The organism is Paenibacillus sp. CF095 (assembly GCF_900101225.1).
Lineage (GTDB): Bacteria > Bacillota > Bacilli > Paenibacillales > Paenibacillaceae > Paenibacillus.
The window spans coordinates 12,664-31,138 of record NZ_FMZN01000013.1 but is presented as its reverse complement, the minus strand read 5'-3'; the positions used below and the strand labels follow the sequence as shown (position 1 = coordinate 31,138).

Here is an 18,475-nt window from a genome sequence, read left to right as displayed (position 1 = left end):
GAAAGTGATCTGGAACCGTGGTGTAGTTGGCCTAACATGCCTGCCTGTCACGCAGGAGATCGCGGGTTCGAATCCCGTCGGTTCCGCCATTTTTATTCTAGTAAGGCTCGGTAGCTCAGTCGGTAGAGCAGAGGACTGAAAATCCTCGTGTCGGCGGTTCGATTCCGTCCCGAGCCACCATTTATAAAACCATGTAATACGCCGGTGTAGCTCAACTGGTAGAGCAACTGACTTGTAATCAGTAGGTTGGGGGTTCAAGTCCTCTCGCCGGCACCATGTAATCCTGGAGGATTAGCGAAGTGGCCAAACGCATCAGACTGTAAATCTGCTCCCGTACGGGTTCGGTGGTTCGAATCCATCATCCTCCACCAGTTTTCTATGAGTCATTAGCTCAGTTGGTAGAGCACCTGACTTTTAATCAGGGTGTCGAAGGTTCGAGCCCTTCATGACTCACCATTATATGCGCGTGTGGCGGAATTGGCAGACGCACTAGACTTAGGATCTAGCGTCTTTGACGTGGGGGTTCAAGTCCCTCCACGCGCATCCCTTATTTGCGGAAGTGGCTCAGCGGTAGAGCATCGCCTTGCCAAGGCGAGGGTCGCGGGTTCGATTCCCGTCTTCCGCTCCAATATTTTGCGCCCTTAGCTCAGCTGGATAGAGCGTTTGACTACGAATCAAAAGGCCGGGAGTTCGAATCTCTCAGGGCGCGCCATTATAACTTCATATTTTGCCGGCGTGGCGGAATGGCAGACGCGCTCGACTCAAAATCGAGTGGGAAACCGTGGAGGTTCGAGTCCTCTCGCCGGTATAGATAACGGGATGTAGCTCAGCTTGGTAGAGCACCTGGTTTGGGACCAGGGGGTCGCATGTTCAAATCGTGTCATCCCGATTGTTGTTATGCGGGTGTAGTTCAATGGTAGAACTTTAGCCTTCCAAGCTAATAGCGTGGGTTCGATTCCCATCACCCGCTTAAATATTTAAAAGAAAGAGATGGTACTAACCGTCTCTTTCTTTTTTTGCGTTCACAGGTTTATTGGCAATTTAGTGCGTGGTGCTCTCAGAGAGTATATGGCTCTTTATCATGTATCAGAATGTATCCCACGTTTGCATAAATTTCCCCACCTTTAAATTTGTCCTTGATAATTGTGGACGCTGTTCAAGTGAAACAGGTCTAACGCATCTTATAAGGCCTGGATATAAGCTTCTTCATCACATTTTATAAAAACGCTTACAAAAATAGCTTGCGTAAATCATTAACCTGTAATACCATATCAATTAAGCGCTTAACCTTTAGGGGTAAGGCGCTTAAACTTAACGTAGATTAAGCGCTTAACCCGTAAAGGAAAGGAAGGCGATCAATTCATGAATACAATTCGACTAACGATGGCCCAGGCACTGCTTCGATACCTGGATCAGCAATATATCTCGGTTGACGGGGTGGAAACCAAGTTTGTGAAGGGAATCATCGGTATTTTTGGACATGGCAATGTAACAGGCATTGGAGAAGCGCTGGAGCGCAGTCCGGGAAGCCTGACGTATATGCAAGGGAAGAACGAACAAGGTATGGTGCATACGGCAGCCGCCTATGCCAAGCAGAAGAACCGCAGACAGATTTATGCATGTACAACATCCATTGGTCCGGGTGCATTGAATATGATTACGGCGGCAGCTACCGCAACGGTGAACCGGATTCCGGTTTTATTGCTTCCTGGAGATAACTTTGCTACACGGGAACCGGACCCGGTACTGCAGCAGTTGGAAGTGAGCAGTGATTATACAATCTCAGCCACTGATCCATTCAAAGCCGTCAGCAAGTACTGGGATCGCATTGTTCGTCCCGAACAGCTGATGATTGCTGCTACACAGGCTATGCGTGTGCTAACCGATCCAGCAGAGACGGGAGCAGTAACGCTCGCACTGCCACAGGATGTGCAGGCAGAGGCGTACGATTATCCAGAATCGTTCTTTGCCCGCAAAGTACATTATCTGGATCGTCGCCCCCCGGTACAGGCAGCCATTGAACGGGCAACGGAGCAGATTGCTCGTGGTAGCAAGCCGCTGCTCGTTGCAGGCGGCGGTGTGTTGTACTCTGAGGCATCCGCCCAGCTCGTGGAATTCGCCGAGGCATTTGGTATTCCGATCGCCGAGACGCAGGCGGGCAAGAGCGCAGTTTCTTGGGACCACCCACTGAATGTGGGGGCCATCGGGGTTACCGGCTCTCTGGCAGCCAATAGGCTGGCGAGAGAAGCAGACGTTGTGATCGGCGTCGGTACTCGTTTCTCCGATTTTACGACGGCGTCCCGCTCTGCTTTTCAACATCCGGAAGCTTCATTCATCAACATTAACCTGAACGGCATGGATGCCGCCAAGTTAGGCGGGGAAGCCATTCTGGCAGATGCTCGCGAAGGATTGCAGGCTTTGCAGAAGGAATTGCAGCAAAGACAATACCGCAGTGCATATGGTGCATCTGAAATCGCTGATCTCCGCGCTGAGTGGAATGCAGAAGTGGATCGGCTGTATGCAGCTCAACATGAAGCAGGGCTGGCACAGACTACAGCAGTCGGCATAGTTAATCGGACGATTGATCCTTCCTCCGTTATTGTGTGTGCGGCAGGCAGTCTGCCAGGAGACCTGCATCGTCTGTGGCGTGCGGCTGAACCAAAGACGTATCACATGGAGTATGGATTCTCCTGTATGGGGTACGAGGTAAGTGGAGCGTTCGGAGCAGCACTTGCTGAGCCGGATCGTGAAGTGTACGCCATGGTGGGGGATGGCAGTTATCTGATGCTGCATTCGGAGTTTGTGACCAGTTTGCAGGAACAGAAGAAGATGACCGTTCTATTATTCAACAACAATGGATTCCAGTGTATTCATAATTTGCAGCGGGAACATGGAAGTGACGGGTTCGGCAATGAGTTCCGTTATCGGGAATCTGAGAGTGGACGACTGACCGGGGATTACATGCCAATGGACTTTGCTGCACACGCCCGAAGCATGGGAGCCAAATCTTATAGAGCGGAGACGGCAGAACAGCTGGAACAGGCACTCCGAGATGCGAAGAATGAAACGGTGAGTACATTGATTGAGATTCCGGTCGTGCCTGGAACTAACGCAGGTGGATACGAGTCGTGGTGGAATGTAGGTGTGCCAGAAGTATCTGCCGAGGAAAAGGTAGTTCATGCCCATCACACCATGCAAGCCAACCGTGCTAAAGCAAGACCTATTTAATCCGATTTAATATAGTGAACCACAATGTTGAACGACAAAGGAGACGTGGAGCAATGAGCAAGCTGCCATTCCAGCTTGGGATTCATCCGATCAATTGGGTCGGTGAAGATGTGAAGGAGCATGGTGATGCGACAACGTGTGCACAGATTCTGGATGACATTCAGCGTCTTGGGCTGACGGGTACAGAGATGGGACGTAAATATCCTACCGATCCTGCTATATTGCGTGAGGAATTGAGTAAAAGGAATATCAAGCTGGTCTCTCAGTGGAAATCAGTACTTTTCTCCGATCCGGCGTATCGTCAGTCAGAGCTGGACAGTTATCGCAGACATGCGGAATTTTTGCAATCCATGGGCAGTAAGGTGATCAGTACGGCCGAAGTAGGCGGGTCACTTCATTTTGATCCAAGACGGACACCGAATGAAAAAGAAGTACTCAGACTCAATGAATCTGTATGGCATATCTTTGCTGAAGGGTTGAACGAAGCAGGAGCTATTGCACGTGAACACGGGTTGAAGCTTACGTACCATCATCATGGTGGCACAGTGGTAGAGCAACCGGATGAGATTGATCGACTGATGGAGTTGACGGACCCTTCTCTCGTGTATCTACTCTATGACACAGGTCATGCCTACTATGGCGGAGCCGATCCACTTGAACTGCTGCGCAAACATTATGATCGGATCGCTTATATCCATCTGAAAGACATTCGCCCGTATGTGCTGGATGAAGCACGCGCGGAGCAGTCTGATTTTGTCGGTTGTATTCGTAGAGGAGTGTTCACCGTACCAGGAGATGGATGCATTGATTTTGCACCAATTCTGCAAGAACTGATCACACGAGGATACGATGGCTGGGCGATGCTTGAAGGAGAACAGGACCCTGCGATTCATAACCCGTATGAGTATGCGAAGCGATCTTTGAACTATATGGAATCGTTATACCAACACAGCTGATTCGTTCAGCATTGCAGCGGTCAGAGGCACACCTATGAAGTGAAAAAGGAAGAAGGCCAGCAAGAGTATAATGTTACGATTGGAAAATAAAACTGACCTACTCTAGACGTTTACGAGTCCTTACGATGGAATGAATAACTAGTCTAGATATCGATATACAACATGTAAAATCCCACCACAGAAAGGGGCTCACATGCAATGACTTACGTATCCTTTCCAGAATCCAGGAAGAAGGATTTCACCGCGATTGGTCGCTTGTGCATCGACTTGAACGCCAATGAGATTAATCGCCCGATGGAAGAGACGATGACGTTCACGAAGTATGTTGGCGGCTCTCCGGCCAATATTGCGATTGGCATGTCCAGACTGGGTATGGAGACGGCTTTTATCGGTAAGATCGCCAATGACCAGATGGGCAGATTCATCCAGAGTTATTTGGAGAAGAACCGCATCGATACATCAAATGTAGTTACAGATGACACCGGAGCGGTGACGGGGCTTGCTTTTACCGAAATCAAAAGCCCAACGGATTGCAGTATCCTGATGTACCGGGACAATGTAGCTGATCTGTTATTACAGGCGCAAGAGGTGCAAGAGCAGTTGATTGCTGACTCCAAAGTGCTGCTAATCTCAGGCACAGCCCTCGCGCAGAGCCCATCCCGTGAAGCCGTATTACAGGCACTAACGTATGCGAAAAAACATGGTACGGTTATTGTGTTTGATCTGGACTATCGCCCATACACTTGGACATCGGACGAAGAGACAGCGGTCTATTATAACCTCGCAGCCGAGAAATGCGATATCATCCTGGGTACACGTGAAGAGTTCGACATGATGGAGACATTCGACCACAATCCGGATCATAGCGATCAGGTAACTGCACAGAAATGGTTTGATTTCTCAGCGAATATTGTTGTAATAAAACACGGCAAGGAAGGCTCCATTGCTTATACACGCGAAGGGCTTTCTCACCGTGCGGACAGCTATCCGGCAAAAGTGGTCAAAACGTTTGGTGCAGGCGACTCCTATGCGGCCGGGTTCCTGTATGGATTGATGCAGGGCTGGACGATTGAGCGCAGCATGGCGTATGGCAGTGGCGCAGCAAGTATCGTCATTTCGAGCCACAGTTGTTCGGATGCGATGCCAACGGTGGAACAGGTGAATGACTACATTGAACGTTGCAATCGGGGCGAGATCACCGTGTCTTGAAGCTAGTTGCAATACTTTGAATAACACACTCATACAGATCAACATCAATGATATAAGTTGAACATACGGGATCACACATAAGTGAAGGGAGACAGGGCTATGGGAAAAGGAATTTCTGAAGCGTCTGCAACAGCGACAATGGTACAAAACTGGATCGGAGGTGCCTGGGTAACCCCAGCGTCAACTCGTACGGAACCGGTTGTGAATCCGGCTACAGAAGAGGTTATTGCACATGTGCCACTGTCCGAACAAGTGGACGTGGATCTGGCGGTTCAGACAGCACGAGAAGCGTTCAAATCCTGGAGCAGCACACCGGTTCCGCGCCGTGCACGTATTCTGTTCCGCTACCAGCAGCTGTTGGTAGAGCATTGGGAAGAGCTCGCTCGCCTGGTGACGCTGGAGAACGGTAAAAGCTACGCCGAAGCGTACGGCGAGGTATTGCGTGGTATTGAGTGCGTCGAATTCGCGGCAGGTGCCCCGAACCTGATGATGGGCAAACAACTGCCTGACATCGCGACAGGACTGGAGTCGGGCATGTACCGCTACCCAATCGGCGTAATTGGGGGGATTACCCCATTCAACTTCCCGATGATGGTGCCGTGCTGGATGTTCCCACTGGCTATTGCGTGTGGTAACACGTTTGTTCTGAAGCCGTCCGAGCGTACACCGCTTCTGGCAGGCCGCCTGGCAGAGCTGTTCAAGGAAGCAGGGCTTCCGGATGGCGTGCTCAATATCGTACACGGTGCACATGATGTCGTGAACGGGTTGCTGGAACATAAGGATGTTCAAGCGATTTCCTTTGTCGGATCACAACCTGTGGCTGAATACGTCTACACCACTGCATCCAAGCATGGCAAACGGGTACAGGCACTGGCTGGCGCCAAAAACCACTCCATCGTTATGCCGGACGCCGATCTGGATTTAACCGTGAAAGAGATTACCAGTGCAGCCTTTGGCTCAGCAGGGGAACGTTGCATGGCATGTTCGGTTGTTGTGGCTGTGGGCGATGTGGCTGACGAACTGGTACAAAAGCTGGTGGAAGCAGCAGACCGCATTACCATCGGTAACGGTATGGATGAGGGCGTGTTCCTCGGTCCTGTCATCCGTGGACCACATAAAGAGCGTACACTCAGTTACATTGAATCCGGAGAGCAGGAAGGCGCGGCATTGATCCGGGATGGACGTAAGGATCAGGCGACAGGTGAACCCGGTTATTTTGTAGGGCCAACGGTATTCGACCAAGTTGATAGCAATATGAAAATCTGGCAGGATGAGATCTTTGCTCCAGTACTCTCGGTGGCAAGAGTGTCTACGCTGGAGGAAGCCGTTGAGCTGGCGAACCGTTCCGACTTCGCCAACGGGGCGTGTCTGTTCACCCGCAGCGGAGCGAGTATGCGTCAATTCCGGGAGACGATTGATGCGGGCATGTTGGGTATTAACTTGGGCGTACCTGCACCAATGGCATTTTTCCCGTTTTCCGGTTGGAAAAAGTCCTTCTATGGTGATCTGCATGCCAATGGCACGGATGGTGTTGAATTCTACACTCGCAAAAAGATGGTAACGGCGCGTTGGTAACAACCAGAGCATCACTCGGGCTAAGGGGAATGCCCAGCCCATATGGACGCACATAGGGAGGATAACGGAATGGGCAAGGACAAAGTGAGAATTGGCATCATCGGTGCTGGACGGATCGGTAAAATTCATGCAGACAATCTCCTGCGCAACCCGCATGCCGAGATTGTGGGAATCAGTGACTTGTTTGCAGGTCCTGAATTGGAGACTTGGGCCTCTAGTCGTGGCATCCCTGTTGTAACGACGGACAGCAGCGAGTTGATCTCGATGCCTAATGTAGACGCGGTGCTGATCTGTTCTTCAACTGATACACATGTGCCGCTGATTGAACAGGCCGCTCAGGCGGGCAAACACATCTTCTGCGAGAAGCCGGTTAGCATGGATCTATCACAGACCCAAGCAGCTGTATCAGCGGTTCAGAAGGCTGGTGTGAAGCTGCAAATTGGATTTAACCGTCGCTTTGATCACAACTTCAGACGGATACGTGCACATGTGCAGGATGGTACGATTGGTGATCCGCATATTATCAAAATTACGTCTCGCGACCCGAGTCCACCGCCTGCGGAGTATATCCGGGTATCTGGGGGGATCTTCATGGACATGATGATCCACGATTTTGACATGGCCCGTTATCTGTCCGGGAGTGAAGTGGAAGAAGTGTACGCTCAGGGCAATGTGCTGATCAATCCGGTTTTTGCGGAACATGGTGACGTGGATACAGCGATTGTAACGATGACTTTTGCCAATGGAGCGATTGGGGTTATTGATAACAGCCGTCAGGCTGTATACGGGTATGACCAGCGTGTTGAAGTATTTGGCTCAATGGGCAGCGCCGCAGCGGCGAATGATCATCCGAATACGGCTGAGATCAGTACAGCGGCCGGGCTCATGCGCGACAAACCGTTACACTTTTTCCTGGAACGCTACAATGAAGCGTATGTGCAGGAGACAGCTCTCTTTATCGATGCAATCCTCCATGATACACCAGTTATCGTAGATGGCCACGATGCAGTACAGGCAGAACGAATTGCGCTGGCAGCAAAAATGTCCATGGAGCGGGGAAGACCTGTGAAGCTGAGTGAAGTCCCTGGGGTGTCCCTGGAATCGCAAACGGCAACGCCATAGGTGGATGATTAAAGTCACTTTTTTCTAATAGAGCGCAAGAATGGTCCAAGTTTTTGTTTTTTATAAGTATCAGGTTGTTGTGGACGATTACAGAAAGGAGTGGATGACAAGATGTCAGAACGTATTGTGAAACCCGTGGTCAACCCGGAGGGAGACGGTACACTTATAAACGTAACACCGGAGTCGGCAGGTTGGGAATATGTTGGCTTTCAGGTAGCGAAGTTGGCAGAAGGGGAGACGCTAACCCGTGAGAGCGGTGATCAGGAACTCTGTGTGGTGCTTCTCAGTGGTTTCGCCAATGTAAGTACCCGGGAGCACACATGGGATAATATCGGAAAAAGAATGAGTGTTTTCGAGAAAATTCCGCCGTATTCAGTCTACGTCTCAACTTCCGATCAAGTACAGATCACAGCACGTACTGAACTGGAAATCGCTATATGTGTTGCACCCGGTAAAGGCACGTACCCGGCTCGTCTCATTGCACCCGAAGATGTAGGGGTAGAGGCAAGAGGGTATGGCAATCTGGAACGCCAGATTCACAACATTTTGCCGGAACAGAAGGAAGCAGACAGTTTGCTTGTTGTTGAGGTATTCACACCAGATGGGCATTGGTCCAGTTACCCGCCACATAAGCATGATCGGGACGCACTCCCTGACGAATCTTTGCTGGAAGAAACGTATTATTTCCGTGTGCAGCCTGAGCAGGGGTTTGCCATTCAGCGCATATACACGGATGATCGCTCTGTGGATGAGACGCTAGCAGTGAAGAACGGAGAAGTGGTGCTTGTTCCGGACGGATATCATCCGGTAGGTGCTCCTCCGGGGTATGAGGTCTACTATCTGAACGTGATGGCTGGACCAACCCGGACCTGGAAATTCCATAACGACCCTGACCATGAGTGGTTGATGAAAAAGTAAAACAGTTCATGCTACGCACATTTTGCTCGCTTCAAGTTGCGTATGCAGACTTCCCCCTGCATAATGAGAAGAAGAGAACAATTATCTATGTATATTATATATAGCACAAATGGGGAAAAACAATGAAAGCAACCATATACGATATAGCACGCGAGGCGGGTGTATCCATTGCAACCGTCTCGCAGGTCATTAATGGCAAAGGCAAGATCAGTGAGAAGCGGCGCGCCGAGATTATGGAGATCATGGAACGCCTTCACTATCAACCCAGCGCGATCGCAGCTGCACTTACAGGTAAGCAGACGTATACATTGGGGCTGCTCGTACCGGACATCTCGAACCCGTATTTCGCAGAACTGGCGAGAGCGGTCGAGGATCGAAGTCGTCAATTGGGTTACAGCGTGGTCATCTGCAGTACGGATAATAAGGACGAGCGGGTAGAGCGTTATCTAAATCTGCTTCAGCAAAAAAGGGTCGATGGCATGATGATCGGAACCGGGATCGATAATGCCGAAATTTTGTCACCCCTCTTGCAACAGTCGATACCTGTTGCTCTGATTGCTCGTCATATGCCATCGCTGTCGGTACATACGGTCACTATTGACGACATACTCGGCGGAGCACTCGCAGCGGAGCATCTGCTTGAACTTGGGCACACCCGTGTAGCGGTATTGTCGGAACCGTCCAAAGTCAGCAGCAGTCAGGAACGTGTACGCGGATTCCGTGAAACCCTGATTAAGGCAGGTCATACACTGGAACCGACTCAGATCCGAGAATCCGCAGCTGACCTGAGCTCGGCCAAAAAAGAGGCGTTACTGCTGCTCGGTGAGAACGATCATCCCACAGGCTTATTCTGCTGTAATGACATTCAGGCCATTGGTGCACTTCAGGCAGCCAAAGAGCTGGGGCTACGCGTGCCAGAGGATGTGTCGATTATCGGGTTTGATAATACGATTCTGGCTTCGGTAACGAGTCCGCCACTTACGACCGTTGCCCAGCCAATTGAAGAACTGGGACATCGCGCTGTAGATCTGTTGATTGAAGAGTTAAAGGATGAACAAAAAGAGCCACAGAAGATTGTGCTGAAGCCTGAGCTGGTTATCCGAGAATCAGCAGGCCGTGTATTGGGCTGAAAACAATTAGGTTTCTGATGTAACCTGACCAGTTGTGAGTCCAAGCCTACATGTGCCATATTCATGGCTAGGGATAAGGGTTATCGTCTTGCCTCATTCTGAATAGGTAATAAAACAATAAATATAATAAAGTAACAAACAAGCCGCGTTTACCCTATGGGGGAACGCGGCTTGTTCATTTAAATCTTCCATTTTTAGTGTAGCCCAAAACGTCATCGTAATTGAGGGACCAGAGATAAGAAATGACATTGGAACAGAAGAAGTGAGATGTTATACTGGAATGTATCAATAATTAACAATTTATATGTTTTGTGTAGGTATAGAGAGGGGATTGGGATGAGTAGACGAATCAAGATGATTATGGGTATCGTCACGATTATTGTTGTTGTAGCTATTGCAGTGCGTATGTATACCTCTGGTCAATATGCTATGTATATCCCCAGCAAACATACGACGTTTCGAGCAGAGGTCACAGATCATATGACGATGCTGGATACATTGGATCGACTGACGATTAGGAAAATTTCCGACAATGAACCGTATAATGAAGATGATGAAATAACGATTACAGATCCCAAAGAGATTAGAGACATGCTGAAGCTATTAAAGGATGTTGAACTTAAAAGAGTACGGGAATTCGACGTTTCCGAAAGGAATCCGCAGTACTATGAGTGGCGACTTACCATTAATAAAGAAGGTCGCTTTACCGATGGATTCGGACTAACGTTTTATAATGAAGATTCCATCTCCATCTACAATGAGGCAAAAACGAGAGACCAACTTGAGGACTACGAGATTACCGATGGGTTTAATCTGAATGAAATGGACCGCCTTTTTGAAAAGCTGAAGGAGGAGAAAACATGACCAAGACTGACTACCTTGTACGCCCTATTGAAGAACAGGATATCCCCTTTCTATGGGAGATGTTATACGCATCCCTGCATAGAAGAGAAGGTGATGCACCTCTTCCAATCGAAAGTATTCATACTCCCGGACTGTCCAAATACGTTGAAGAATGGGGAAGAGAAGGGGACTTCGGGTATGTTGCAGTTGACCAGCAAGGCAAGAGACTAGGTTCAATAACGTTAAGATTCTATACGGACCAAAATGCGGGATACGGTTATGTGAATGCAGCTACGCCAGAGATGGGGATGGCTGTAACGGAAGATGCGCGTGGAAAAGGAGTAGGTACCTTACTGCTTCAGACCGCATTAGATGAGGTCGAACGGCGGGAAATTGCAGCAGTCTCGCTCAGTGTTGACCCGGATAACCAAGCGATTCGCTTATATAAGCGGTTAGGTTTCGTGGAGGAGTCTCTAAATGGTACATCGGTAACGATGGTGCGTGTAAGTAAACTTGAATCTTAAATGATGAGCGGTCGTATCACTGGCAAAACTGAGTAAGCCACGTGGAACTGCAAAAGAAAAAGGCGCTTCCTCACGGGGAACGCCTCTTTCTGTGTGCAAGGTACAGCATTAGTAGCTCTCTTATACTGAGTCCGTATCACTTCAATATTATTTCAACAAAAATGCCAAAGCCTCGTCATACGTTTCCCATTGGAATTCAGTCTGGTGCGCCGATTCTTTGGAAATCCGATTCAATTGCATTTTGGCGATCGCACCACCTACGGCTACACTGGCTCGCTTCATACCCCACTGTGTCAGTAATTTCTGATGCTCCACAATTTTTTCTTTTGTATCCTGGGGGAATGCCTTCATATTTCTCATGTCCACGAGCACATCAAACGAATTTCCCAATTGTTCCGCTATTCTCTGGATTTCTGTATTCGCTTGTTCGACATGTTCAGGAGAAACAATACCTTCCCAAATAATTTCAATAATAGGTTTAGTTGAATCCAAACGTCTAACAGACATGTAGGCAACTCCTCGATAATAAAATAATATGTAATATATGAGACTATAAGCCTACTAATTATACCTTTTTATAACGAGAATGAAAACTAAATTCATAATTAAGTGGTTCTTATGAACTACTTATTCCTAGTGAAGTTAAATTCAGGGATTGTTATCATATCGTCATTGGGAGTAAATTGAATGGCTAAAAAGCCGCCCAGAGTATGAACTCCGGACGGCTTCTACAACTGTGACACGATAAAGTTAAGATAACTACGTAAGTTAGAATCCAATCTTCAAACTGTTACCTTCCGTTGCTACACCTTTGGAAAGGGAAATGCTCAGCTTTTGTTCTGCCGAGAAGCCTAGTGTTTCCCCGTCATGCAGTGTGACGTCGTTCTCAACCACATACGTTGTGGTCATGAACATCATCTCAAATACATCGCTTAAGGACTCCGACGATTGCATAATCTCCATCTCTTCTTTACCAAAGTTACGTAATCCGTAAGTGTAAGCTGAAGCGCCTTCGGCATTATGGAATAATCCGATGAAAATCCAGAGCGAGACTGGCAACTCATCATGTTTGATCCCACGGCTGGTTTCGACATATTGACTGGCTTCAACAACAAGTGGGGCCATGTATATGGCCAGCGCGTGATCCAACTGTAATAAGGCACTCGCTGTTTGAGTGAACAGAACATGTCCCTCAATAGCATTTGTTGCGTTCAGAACAGAGACAATAATCTGAGACTGGTGCCGTGAGGTAACTTGCTCCGCTTCTCGCCAAAGGATGTTTAACTTGGCATTCTCCTCAACTTCACGGTCGGGTACAGGCGCCGCAATGTGAGCACATACCACCTGCATCCCATTCGCTTCGAAAAAGAGATTGCCCTCCTCCGGGCGTTCTTCAATCTCGATATCCCATTCGTTCTTCATGTTCCTGATGAAGAGGTCAAAATCACAATCGTCACGCTCCAGCAGGACAAAACCCACGATGGTTTCACTGTAATTCGTCGATTCGACAGCACCACCTGCAGGTACCTTCTCCTTTTTGCGCCGCCGAAGCTTGTCAAACAATCCCATGACATGTTCTCCTCCCGATCCCAGATTGATTCTGGTCATTGTACACTGCTATCTATTCACTACCTTACCATAAAGGAGTTAAACATGAATCGCAGCAATGCACCTATCGACAGGAAATTAGAGGAACAGGACCAGCAACAATGCAATGATCGCAGGCAATCCTTGTTTGATAATGATCGACCGTGAAGAAGTCGCTCCTCCATAGAGAGCCGCGATAATCACACACGCCAGGAAGAAAATCTGAATATGCTGTCCAACGGCAGCATCCGGATATACGAGTCCCCAGATCAGACCTGCCGCAAGAAATCCATTGTAAAGACCTTGATTGGCCGCGAGAGATTTGGTGGATTTGGCGAATTCCGGCGTGAGATTAAAGGTTTTCATTGTGCGTGGACGAGTCCACATAAACATCTCCATCACCATGATATAGAAGTGTTCGACAGCTACAAGAGCTACAAAGATGATACTAATCAAAGGAAACACCTTGCTTTCTGATATGTAATTTATTTACTTGTCCATCCTAGTATAAATGTTTGTAACGAGAACGGAAAGAGTGAAATTAATTTTTAACAATTTAATTGTGTGTTATATAAAATATTTATCTTTTTCCAAGTGAGTTATAATGTTGAAATAAAAAAAATCGTACAAAGGTAAGCATACGCCGATTGTCGACAATCCATTCATTGGGTAATAATGAACAATAAAGAAGTGATATTGCTCAGGAAAGGGAGGAGATTACTATGGGAACGGTTCAATTCGTCTTGTTGGCTGATGATCCATCCACATTTGTGACCCGAGTTGTACCTTTTATCGACATTGAGCTTGCAGGAATTCCGGGTGACCGTCATTATGGTCTGCTTCGTCCGGCGGACTCGCGTCAGAAAATCTACAAGCGTGGTACACCGATTGCGAATCGCCGCCAAATAAGTATTGTTTCCGAGGAAGAATGTGCTCTTATTGCTGAGAAAATGAACATTCCTGAAGTGCGTCCAGAGTGGCTTGGTGCCAATATACTGGTCCGTGGCATTGATCGATTGACGGAACTGCCTGCTGGAACGCGGCTCCTATTTCCGAACGGGACAGGGTTAATATGCGAAGGGGAGAACCTTCCCTGTGTACATCCGGGGAAAATGATTGAACAATTCTACGAACAGGACGGTTTGCGCAAAAAATTCGTGCCTGCGGCTCGCAAAAAACGTGGGATTGTGTGCTCGGTTGAACGGGAAGGTGTAATCCATACGGGGGATACCATAGAAGTCATTCGCCTGTCCTGATTTTCAGGACAGGTTTCTTAATTGATCAGCCCTCGGCGCTCACCATTCGAATGTCTAGAGTGTAAGTACTCCTCTGGTGTACTGCCAATAATAGACTTGAAATCTCGGATGAAATGAGATTGATCATGATATCCAAGGTCCTGAGATAGCTTAATCAGGTCACATTGAAGACCACGGTCCATCATTTCTGCAGCATTTTGCAGACGATACAACTTAATTACGGTTTTGGGTCCGATGCCCACATACTGATTAAACAGACGCTGAAGCTTTCGGGTATGCATATTCCAATAGGACGATAGATCATCCACTCTCAGCATCTCCCGGTTCTGTTCAATCTGTTGCACAATATCGTTAACCATTCTCGCTTGAGCATCTTCAGCAGGAAGGTGTGCACATAATAGCTGGTCGATGTAACTGGTTTTATCCGCATCATCCCCCGCCTCAAGAAGTCGGTCTTCCAAGGATTCCCCTGTGACGTCAAGAACATTGGATACATTCATCGGCTGTCCGTACAATGAAGAGACAGGAACCCGCAGGAAGGGATAAAAACCTCCTGGTTTGAACTTCACGCCAAATACACGACCTTTCCCGCTCACAAGATAGGAGAATTTACGTCCCGATGGTCCGAAGAAAAACGTATTGTTTCGTTCCACGACCAGATTGACACAGGGGTTAGGCACGACATGTTGGGGATACGGTTCAAGTCCAGTCAGATCCCACGATACGATCCAGTAATGTTTAACAAAAGGCCGAAGTGCTTCGGAAGGAGCATGGCGTGTCAGTTGATATTTATGATCACCTTCATTCAGATTCAGCAGGCCCATACTTGGTCTGTCTCCTTGTTCTACCTGTTTCATCCGAATCATCCCTCCTGCTCATCTCACATTATTTAGGTTCTCTGAACAACAATGCCTGCACAGCAAAACGGGGTAAAATGAGTTGCCTGCGCCATCTCGAAGGTTGACTGAGGAGGCGATAGAGCCATTCCAGGTTAAGCTTCTGCCATATCGCAGGGGCACGTTTGGTTTTGCCTGCCACGATATCGAGACTGCCTCCAACACCTATGGCTACACGAGCGTTCAACTGGTGGCGATACTTATTAATCCAGTGTTCCGCCTGGGGTGCACCAAGAGCAACGATAAGAAAGTCTGGTTGAGCAGTACGAATCTCTTCCACAATCTGTTGTTCCTCATCTGCCTGGAAATAACCATGGTGTCTACCTTTTACGATAACTCCGGGGTAACGCTGCGCAATAACTTTCACGGCCTGTTCACTTACGCTTTCCTCTGCTCCCAGCATGTAGAATGACCATTGTTTCTGATCGCCTTCCTCCAATAAACGAAACAGCAGATCACAACCCGTTACCCGTTCAGTCAATTGTCCGCCCCGAAAACGGGATACCATTACAATGCCGGCACCGTCAGCTGTGACCAACCCGGCTTGATCGACAACCTCGCGAAGAGAGGCATTCTGTTGACAGGACATAACAATCTCGGGATTGCCTGTGATGACATGAAATAGTTCAGTACTTTCCTGATCTACGACTTCACCAAGGATTGCAACAGTTTGATTCATCGTTACATTGGGAAAAGGGATGCCCATAATATTCGTTGATTGGCTCATGTCTCATTTCCTTTCTAATTTAGTCCCATCACCTTGAATAGACCTGTTATTTCATTCCAGTTTAGTATATCTGATCTTCTGGGAAAGCACTATATGACGCAATCCGTTTGGATCAGGGTATAACATTCCCGAAAACATAGAGAGCTTATATTTTACCTGATGTCGCGTTTTTACAATACGGTCTTTGGGGTATAACGATAGGATAGGAGTGCGAGGTTGGCAGATCGCTTATCCAATACATAAAGGGAGTGAGTCCATGGAACTGAAATATGAATTTTATATCAATGCAGGACTGGAAGATGTTTGGAATGCTCTAATATCACCAGACGGCACACGGAACAGCTTTTTCGGTAGTGAACTTCGCACCAATTTCCAACCAGGTCAACCGTTTGCTTATGTAGGGCCAGGTAATGATGGTGCGGAGACTGTCCATGTGTACGGAGATATATTGGAATTTGAACCGTTGTCCAGACTTAGTTATCAGGAGCATCCCGGACCGTCATACCATGCCAATCATGCCGAGCTTCAATCCAGAGTGGTCTTCCAGTTGGAGACTGTGGGGGAGTGTACGAAGCTGACGCTGATCAATGATCAATTTACAGAAAACCATCCTTCCTTTGCGAGTGCACAGAGCAGCTGGTGGATGATCCTGAGCAGCATCAAAACTTGGGTGGAAACGGGGAAAACATTGAATTTTGGCTGGTAGCGGGTAAGAGGCAGTCATTTAAGATTTATGATTATAAAAAATAAAGAGCATTTAAAACAAGAACCAATGCTGATTCAGCACTGGTTCTTGTTTTTTATACATATTTAAGACCATTGCTCTACATTTAATGTCTGATAATGTCGAAATATATATCATATGACCTAAGAGGAGAAATGAACATGTTTCGTAAACGTACTGAATCGACCAAACAAATTCGTATAGATGCACATCAAAATTTACTGGAGTATAGTCGTAAACTTGTAGCAAATGCAGAAAAGGGCAACTATGACGCATGGATTGAAGATGGTATTGAATTTCAGGATAATGATGAAATAGCTAGTAATATCAAAAAAGCAGTACATATGATGAAAACACAAAACGAAGGTGTGGAAATGCGTCTTAGAATGCTGAATCAGGCAATGAATGTGGGATTATGGGAATCTCAAATTGTTGCCGGTGATCCACTGGATAACAATAATATCGTATCATTTTCGAATGAATTCCGCCAAATGTTAGGGTTCCATAATGCCAAGGATTATCCCGATTCATTTGCAAGCTGGGCCAAATCGATATATCCGGATGACAGACCCCAACTGGTGCAGGAGATTATGAAACATGTGAATGACACAAGAGCAACAACTGCCTATAACGTCATCAGCCGTATGATTACAAAAAGTGGAGAAATCCGCTGGTTCCGATGCCTTGGACAAGTCATCCGAAATCAGGCTGGCGTTCCGGTCAAACTTCTGGGCATCATGTTTGATATTCATGAGGAGAAGAGCAAGTCTGATGAGCTGGAAGCACTCGTTACCCGATATGATCTGGTTAACCGAGCCTTGGTGGAGGCACCGTGGGATATGACCGTTGTGGCTGGAGATGTAGTTAATCCGAACAATGAATTTTGGTGGTCACCCCAGTTCCGTAGAGAATTAGGGTTTAAAGACGAGCAGGATTTCCCGAATGTGTTCAGCAGCTGGAGCAGCCGACTTCATCCGGAAGACCATGATCGGACGATCAACGAATTTGCCAGACATATGAACGATTACAGTGGTCGTACACCGTACGATCTGGATTATCGTCTGCAACGCAAAGACGGGGAGTATCGTTGGTATCACGCGGGTGGGGAGACCATTAGGGATCAGGATGGAGTACCGCTCCGTGTAGCTGGAACCATCCGAGATGTCACCCATGAGAAGAATAAGGAACAGATCGTGGAAGCCATGAATCTGAAAACAAAACAATTGTCGGAGTCCATTGGCGAGATGGTACGTGGAATCAACTCAATCACCGATCAGGCACAGGATCTGGTTACTGCACAGGAGTTATCTGCCGATGCAGCCATTCAAGTGAAAAGCAGCGCAGATGATACGAAGAATATCACCGTGTTTATTCGAGAGATTGCCAGTCAGACCAATCTGCTGGGGTTGAATGCAGCAATTGAAGCTGCACGTGCGGGAGAGCTAGGACTGGGATTTGGCGTCGTTGCAGGTGAAGTGCGGAAACTGGCTGATCACAGTTCGGAGGCCACAGTAAATATCGAAGATAGCATGCAGAAGATGAAAACACTGATTGATCAGATTCTTGAACATATCGGTAATATGTCCACGTTAACGCAAAATCAGGCTGCCCTGACACAGCAGGTGAATGCTTCAATGGATGAGATCAACACCATGTCACAGGATCTGGTTGATTACTCGCGGAATCTATAATCTCGAATTCGTTTGTTGTAACATCACGATCATTGGCACACAGCATCAACAAAAAATCCACCGGGATGCATTTCTGCTCTCGGTGGATT

The 18,475-nt window shown here is 47.6% G+C and carries 17 protein-coding genes and 11 tRNA genes; 23 read left to right on the top strand and 5 right to left on the bottom strand.

The window, feature by feature from the left end:
* The first annotated feature begins 11 nt into the window (after positions 1-11).
* The 20 genes from BLS69_RS31740 to BLS69_RS31645 all read left to right on the top strand — a co-directional run bounded on the left by BLS69_RS31740 (position 12) and on the right by BLS69_RS31645 (position 11,505).
* Positions 12-89 (top strand) — tRNA-Asp (locus BLS69_RS31740).
* A 15-nt stretch (positions 90-104) separates the two neighbouring features.
* Positions 105-180: transfer RNA gene (locus BLS69_RS31735), tRNA-Phe, on the top strand.
* A gap of 20 nt (positions 181-200) precedes the next feature.
* Positions 201-276, top strand: a tRNA-Thr gene (locus tag BLS69_RS31730).
* Between the two features lie 9 nt (positions 277-285).
* A tRNA-Tyr gene (locus BLS69_RS31725) sits at positions 286-371 on the top strand.
* A 9-nt stretch (positions 372-380) separates the two neighbouring features.
* A tRNA-Lys gene (locus tag BLS69_RS31720) sits at positions 381-456 on the top strand.
* 6 nt (positions 457-462) lie between these two features.
* A tRNA-Leu gene (locus BLS69_RS31715) sits at positions 463-543 on the top strand.
* Between the two features lie 10 nt (positions 544-553).
* Positions 554-628, top strand: a tRNA-Gly gene (locus BLS69_RS31710).
* Positions 629-635: 7 nt separating this feature from the next.
* Positions 636-712: transfer RNA gene (locus tag BLS69_RS31705), tRNA-Arg, on the top strand.
* A 17-nt stretch (positions 713-729) separates the two neighbouring features.
* Positions 730-808: transfer RNA gene (locus tag BLS69_RS31700), tRNA-Leu, on the top strand.
* 7 nt (positions 809-815) lie between these two features.
* A tRNA-Pro gene (locus tag BLS69_RS31695) sits at positions 816-889 on the top strand.
* A 10-nt stretch (positions 890-899) separates the two neighbouring features.
* Positions 900-970: transfer RNA gene (locus tag BLS69_RS31690), tRNA-Gly, on the top strand.
* A gap of 392 nt (positions 971-1,362) precedes the next feature.
* On the top strand, positions 1,363-3,228 hold the full coding sequence (gene iolD, locus BLS69_RS31685) for a 3D-(3,5/4)-trihydroxycyclohexane-1,2-dione acylhydrolase (decyclizing) (protein ID WP_091039296.1): 1,866 nt from the start codon (positions 1,363-1,365) through the stop codon (positions 3,226-3,228).
* Between the two features lie 53 nt (positions 3,229-3,281).
* Positions 3,282-4,184, top strand: a complete 903-nt coding sequence (gene iolE, locus BLS69_RS31680; protein ID WP_091039294.1) for a myo-inosose-2 dehydratase — start codon at positions 3,282-3,284, stop codon at positions 4,182-4,184.
* Positions 4,185-4,382: 198 nt separating this feature from the next.
* Positions 4,383-5,393, top strand: coding sequence for a 5-dehydro-2-deoxygluconokinase (iolC, locus tag BLS69_RS31675; RefSeq protein WP_091039292.1), 1,011 nt, complete (start codon positions 4,383-4,385; stop codon positions 5,391-5,393).
* A gap of 99 nt (positions 5,394-5,492) precedes the next feature.
* Positions 5,493-6,968, top strand: coding sequence for a CoA-acylating methylmalonate-semialdehyde dehydrogenase (locus BLS69_RS31670; RefSeq protein ID WP_305367895.1), 1,476 nt, complete (start codon positions 5,493-5,495; stop codon positions 6,966-6,968).
* Positions 6,969-7,037: 69 nt separating this feature from the next.
* Positions 7,038-8,090 (top strand): inositol 2-dehydrogenase, encoded by a 1,053-nt coding sequence (iolG, locus tag BLS69_RS31665; RefSeq protein WP_091039290.1) that lies wholly within the window; start codon positions 7,038-7,040, stop codon positions 8,088-8,090.
* A 111-nt stretch (positions 8,091-8,201) separates the two neighbouring features.
* Complete coding sequence (iolB, locus tag BLS69_RS31660) at positions 8,202-9,008, top strand: 5-deoxy-glucuronate isomerase (protein ID WP_074093115.1); 807 nt, start codon at positions 8,202-8,204, stop codon at positions 9,006-9,008.
* A 122-nt stretch (positions 9,009-9,130) separates the two neighbouring features.
* The gene (locus tag BLS69_RS31655; protein ID WP_091039288.1) at positions 9,131-10,138 is read left to right on the top strand and encodes a LacI family DNA-binding transcriptional regulator; all 1,008 of its coding nucleotides are present in this window, start codon (positions 9,131-9,133) and stop codon (positions 10,136-10,138) included.
* Between the two features lie 336 nt (positions 10,139-10,474).
* A complete protein-coding gene (locus BLS69_RS31650; RefSeq protein WP_091039286.1) occupies positions 10,475-11,002 on the top strand; it encodes a hypothetical protein in 528 nt (175 codons plus the stop codon).
* The gene (locus BLS69_RS31645; protein ID WP_091039285.1) at positions 10,999-11,505 is read left to right on the top strand and encodes a GNAT family N-acetyltransferase; all 507 of its coding nucleotides are present in this window, start codon (positions 10,999-11,001) and stop codon (positions 11,503-11,505) included. The genes BLS69_RS31650 and BLS69_RS31645 overlap by 4 nt, the downstream gene beginning before the upstream one ends.
* A gap of 147 nt (positions 11,506-11,652) precedes the next feature.
* Here the strand turns inward: BLS69_RS31645 and BLS69_RS31640 are convergent, their stop codons facing one another.
* The 3 genes from BLS69_RS31640 to BLS69_RS31630 all read right to left on the bottom strand — a co-directional run bounded on the left by BLS69_RS31640 (position 11,653) and on the right by BLS69_RS31630 (position 13,548).
* A complete protein-coding gene (locus BLS69_RS31640; RefSeq protein WP_091039283.1) occupies positions 11,653-12,012 on the bottom strand; it encodes a hypothetical protein in 360 nt (119 codons plus the stop codon).
* Positions 12,013-12,273: 261 nt separating this feature from the next.
* Entirely contained in the window at positions 12,274-13,074 is an 801-nt protein-coding gene (locus tag BLS69_RS31635) for a DUF4261 domain-containing protein (protein WP_176873201.1), read from the bottom strand.
* Between the two features lie 117 nt (positions 13,075-13,191).
* The gene (locus tag BLS69_RS31630) at positions 13,192-13,548 is read right to left on the bottom strand and encodes a DUF1304 domain-containing protein (protein ID WP_036608019.1); all 357 of its coding nucleotides are present in this window, start codon (positions 13,546-13,548) and stop codon (positions 13,192-13,194) included.
* Between the two features lie 266 nt (positions 13,549-13,814).
* Between BLS69_RS31630 and BLS69_RS31625 the strand changes: the two genes are divergently transcribed.
* Entirely contained in the window at positions 13,815-14,348 is a 534-nt protein-coding gene (locus BLS69_RS31625; protein ID WP_091039280.1) for an MOSC domain-containing protein, read from the top strand.
* Positions 14,349-14,365: 17 nt separating this feature from the next.
* Here BLS69_RS31625 and BLS69_RS31620 read toward each other — a convergent pair whose 3' ends face one another.
* Both BLS69_RS31620 and BLS69_RS31615 read right to left on the bottom strand, forming a co-directional pair.
* Entirely contained in the window at positions 14,366-15,205 is an 840-nt protein-coding gene (locus BLS69_RS31620; protein ID WP_091039278.1) for a helix-turn-helix domain-containing protein, read from the bottom strand.
* 28 nt (positions 15,206-15,233) lie between these two features.
* A complete protein-coding gene (locus BLS69_RS31615) occupies positions 15,234-15,971 on the bottom strand; it encodes a WecB/TagA/CpsF family glycosyltransferase (protein WP_091039276.1) in 738 nt (245 codons plus the stop codon).
* A 256-nt stretch (positions 15,972-16,227) separates the two neighbouring features.
* Here BLS69_RS31615 and BLS69_RS31610 point away from each other — a divergent pair, with 256 nt between their 5' ends.
* Both BLS69_RS31610 and BLS69_RS31605 read left to right on the top strand, forming a co-directional pair.
* Positions 16,228-16,677: an SRPBCC family protein gene (locus BLS69_RS31610; protein WP_091039275.1), complete on the top strand. Its 450-nt coding sequence runs from the start codon at positions 16,228-16,230 to the stop codon at positions 16,675-16,677.
* A gap of 179 nt (positions 16,678-16,856) precedes the next feature.
* On the top strand, positions 16,857-18,386 hold the full coding sequence (locus BLS69_RS31605; RefSeq protein ID WP_091039273.1) for a methyl-accepting chemotaxis protein: 1,530 nt from the start codon (positions 16,857-16,859) through the stop codon (positions 18,384-18,386).
* The last annotated feature ends 89 nt before the right edge of the window (positions 18,387-18,475 follow it).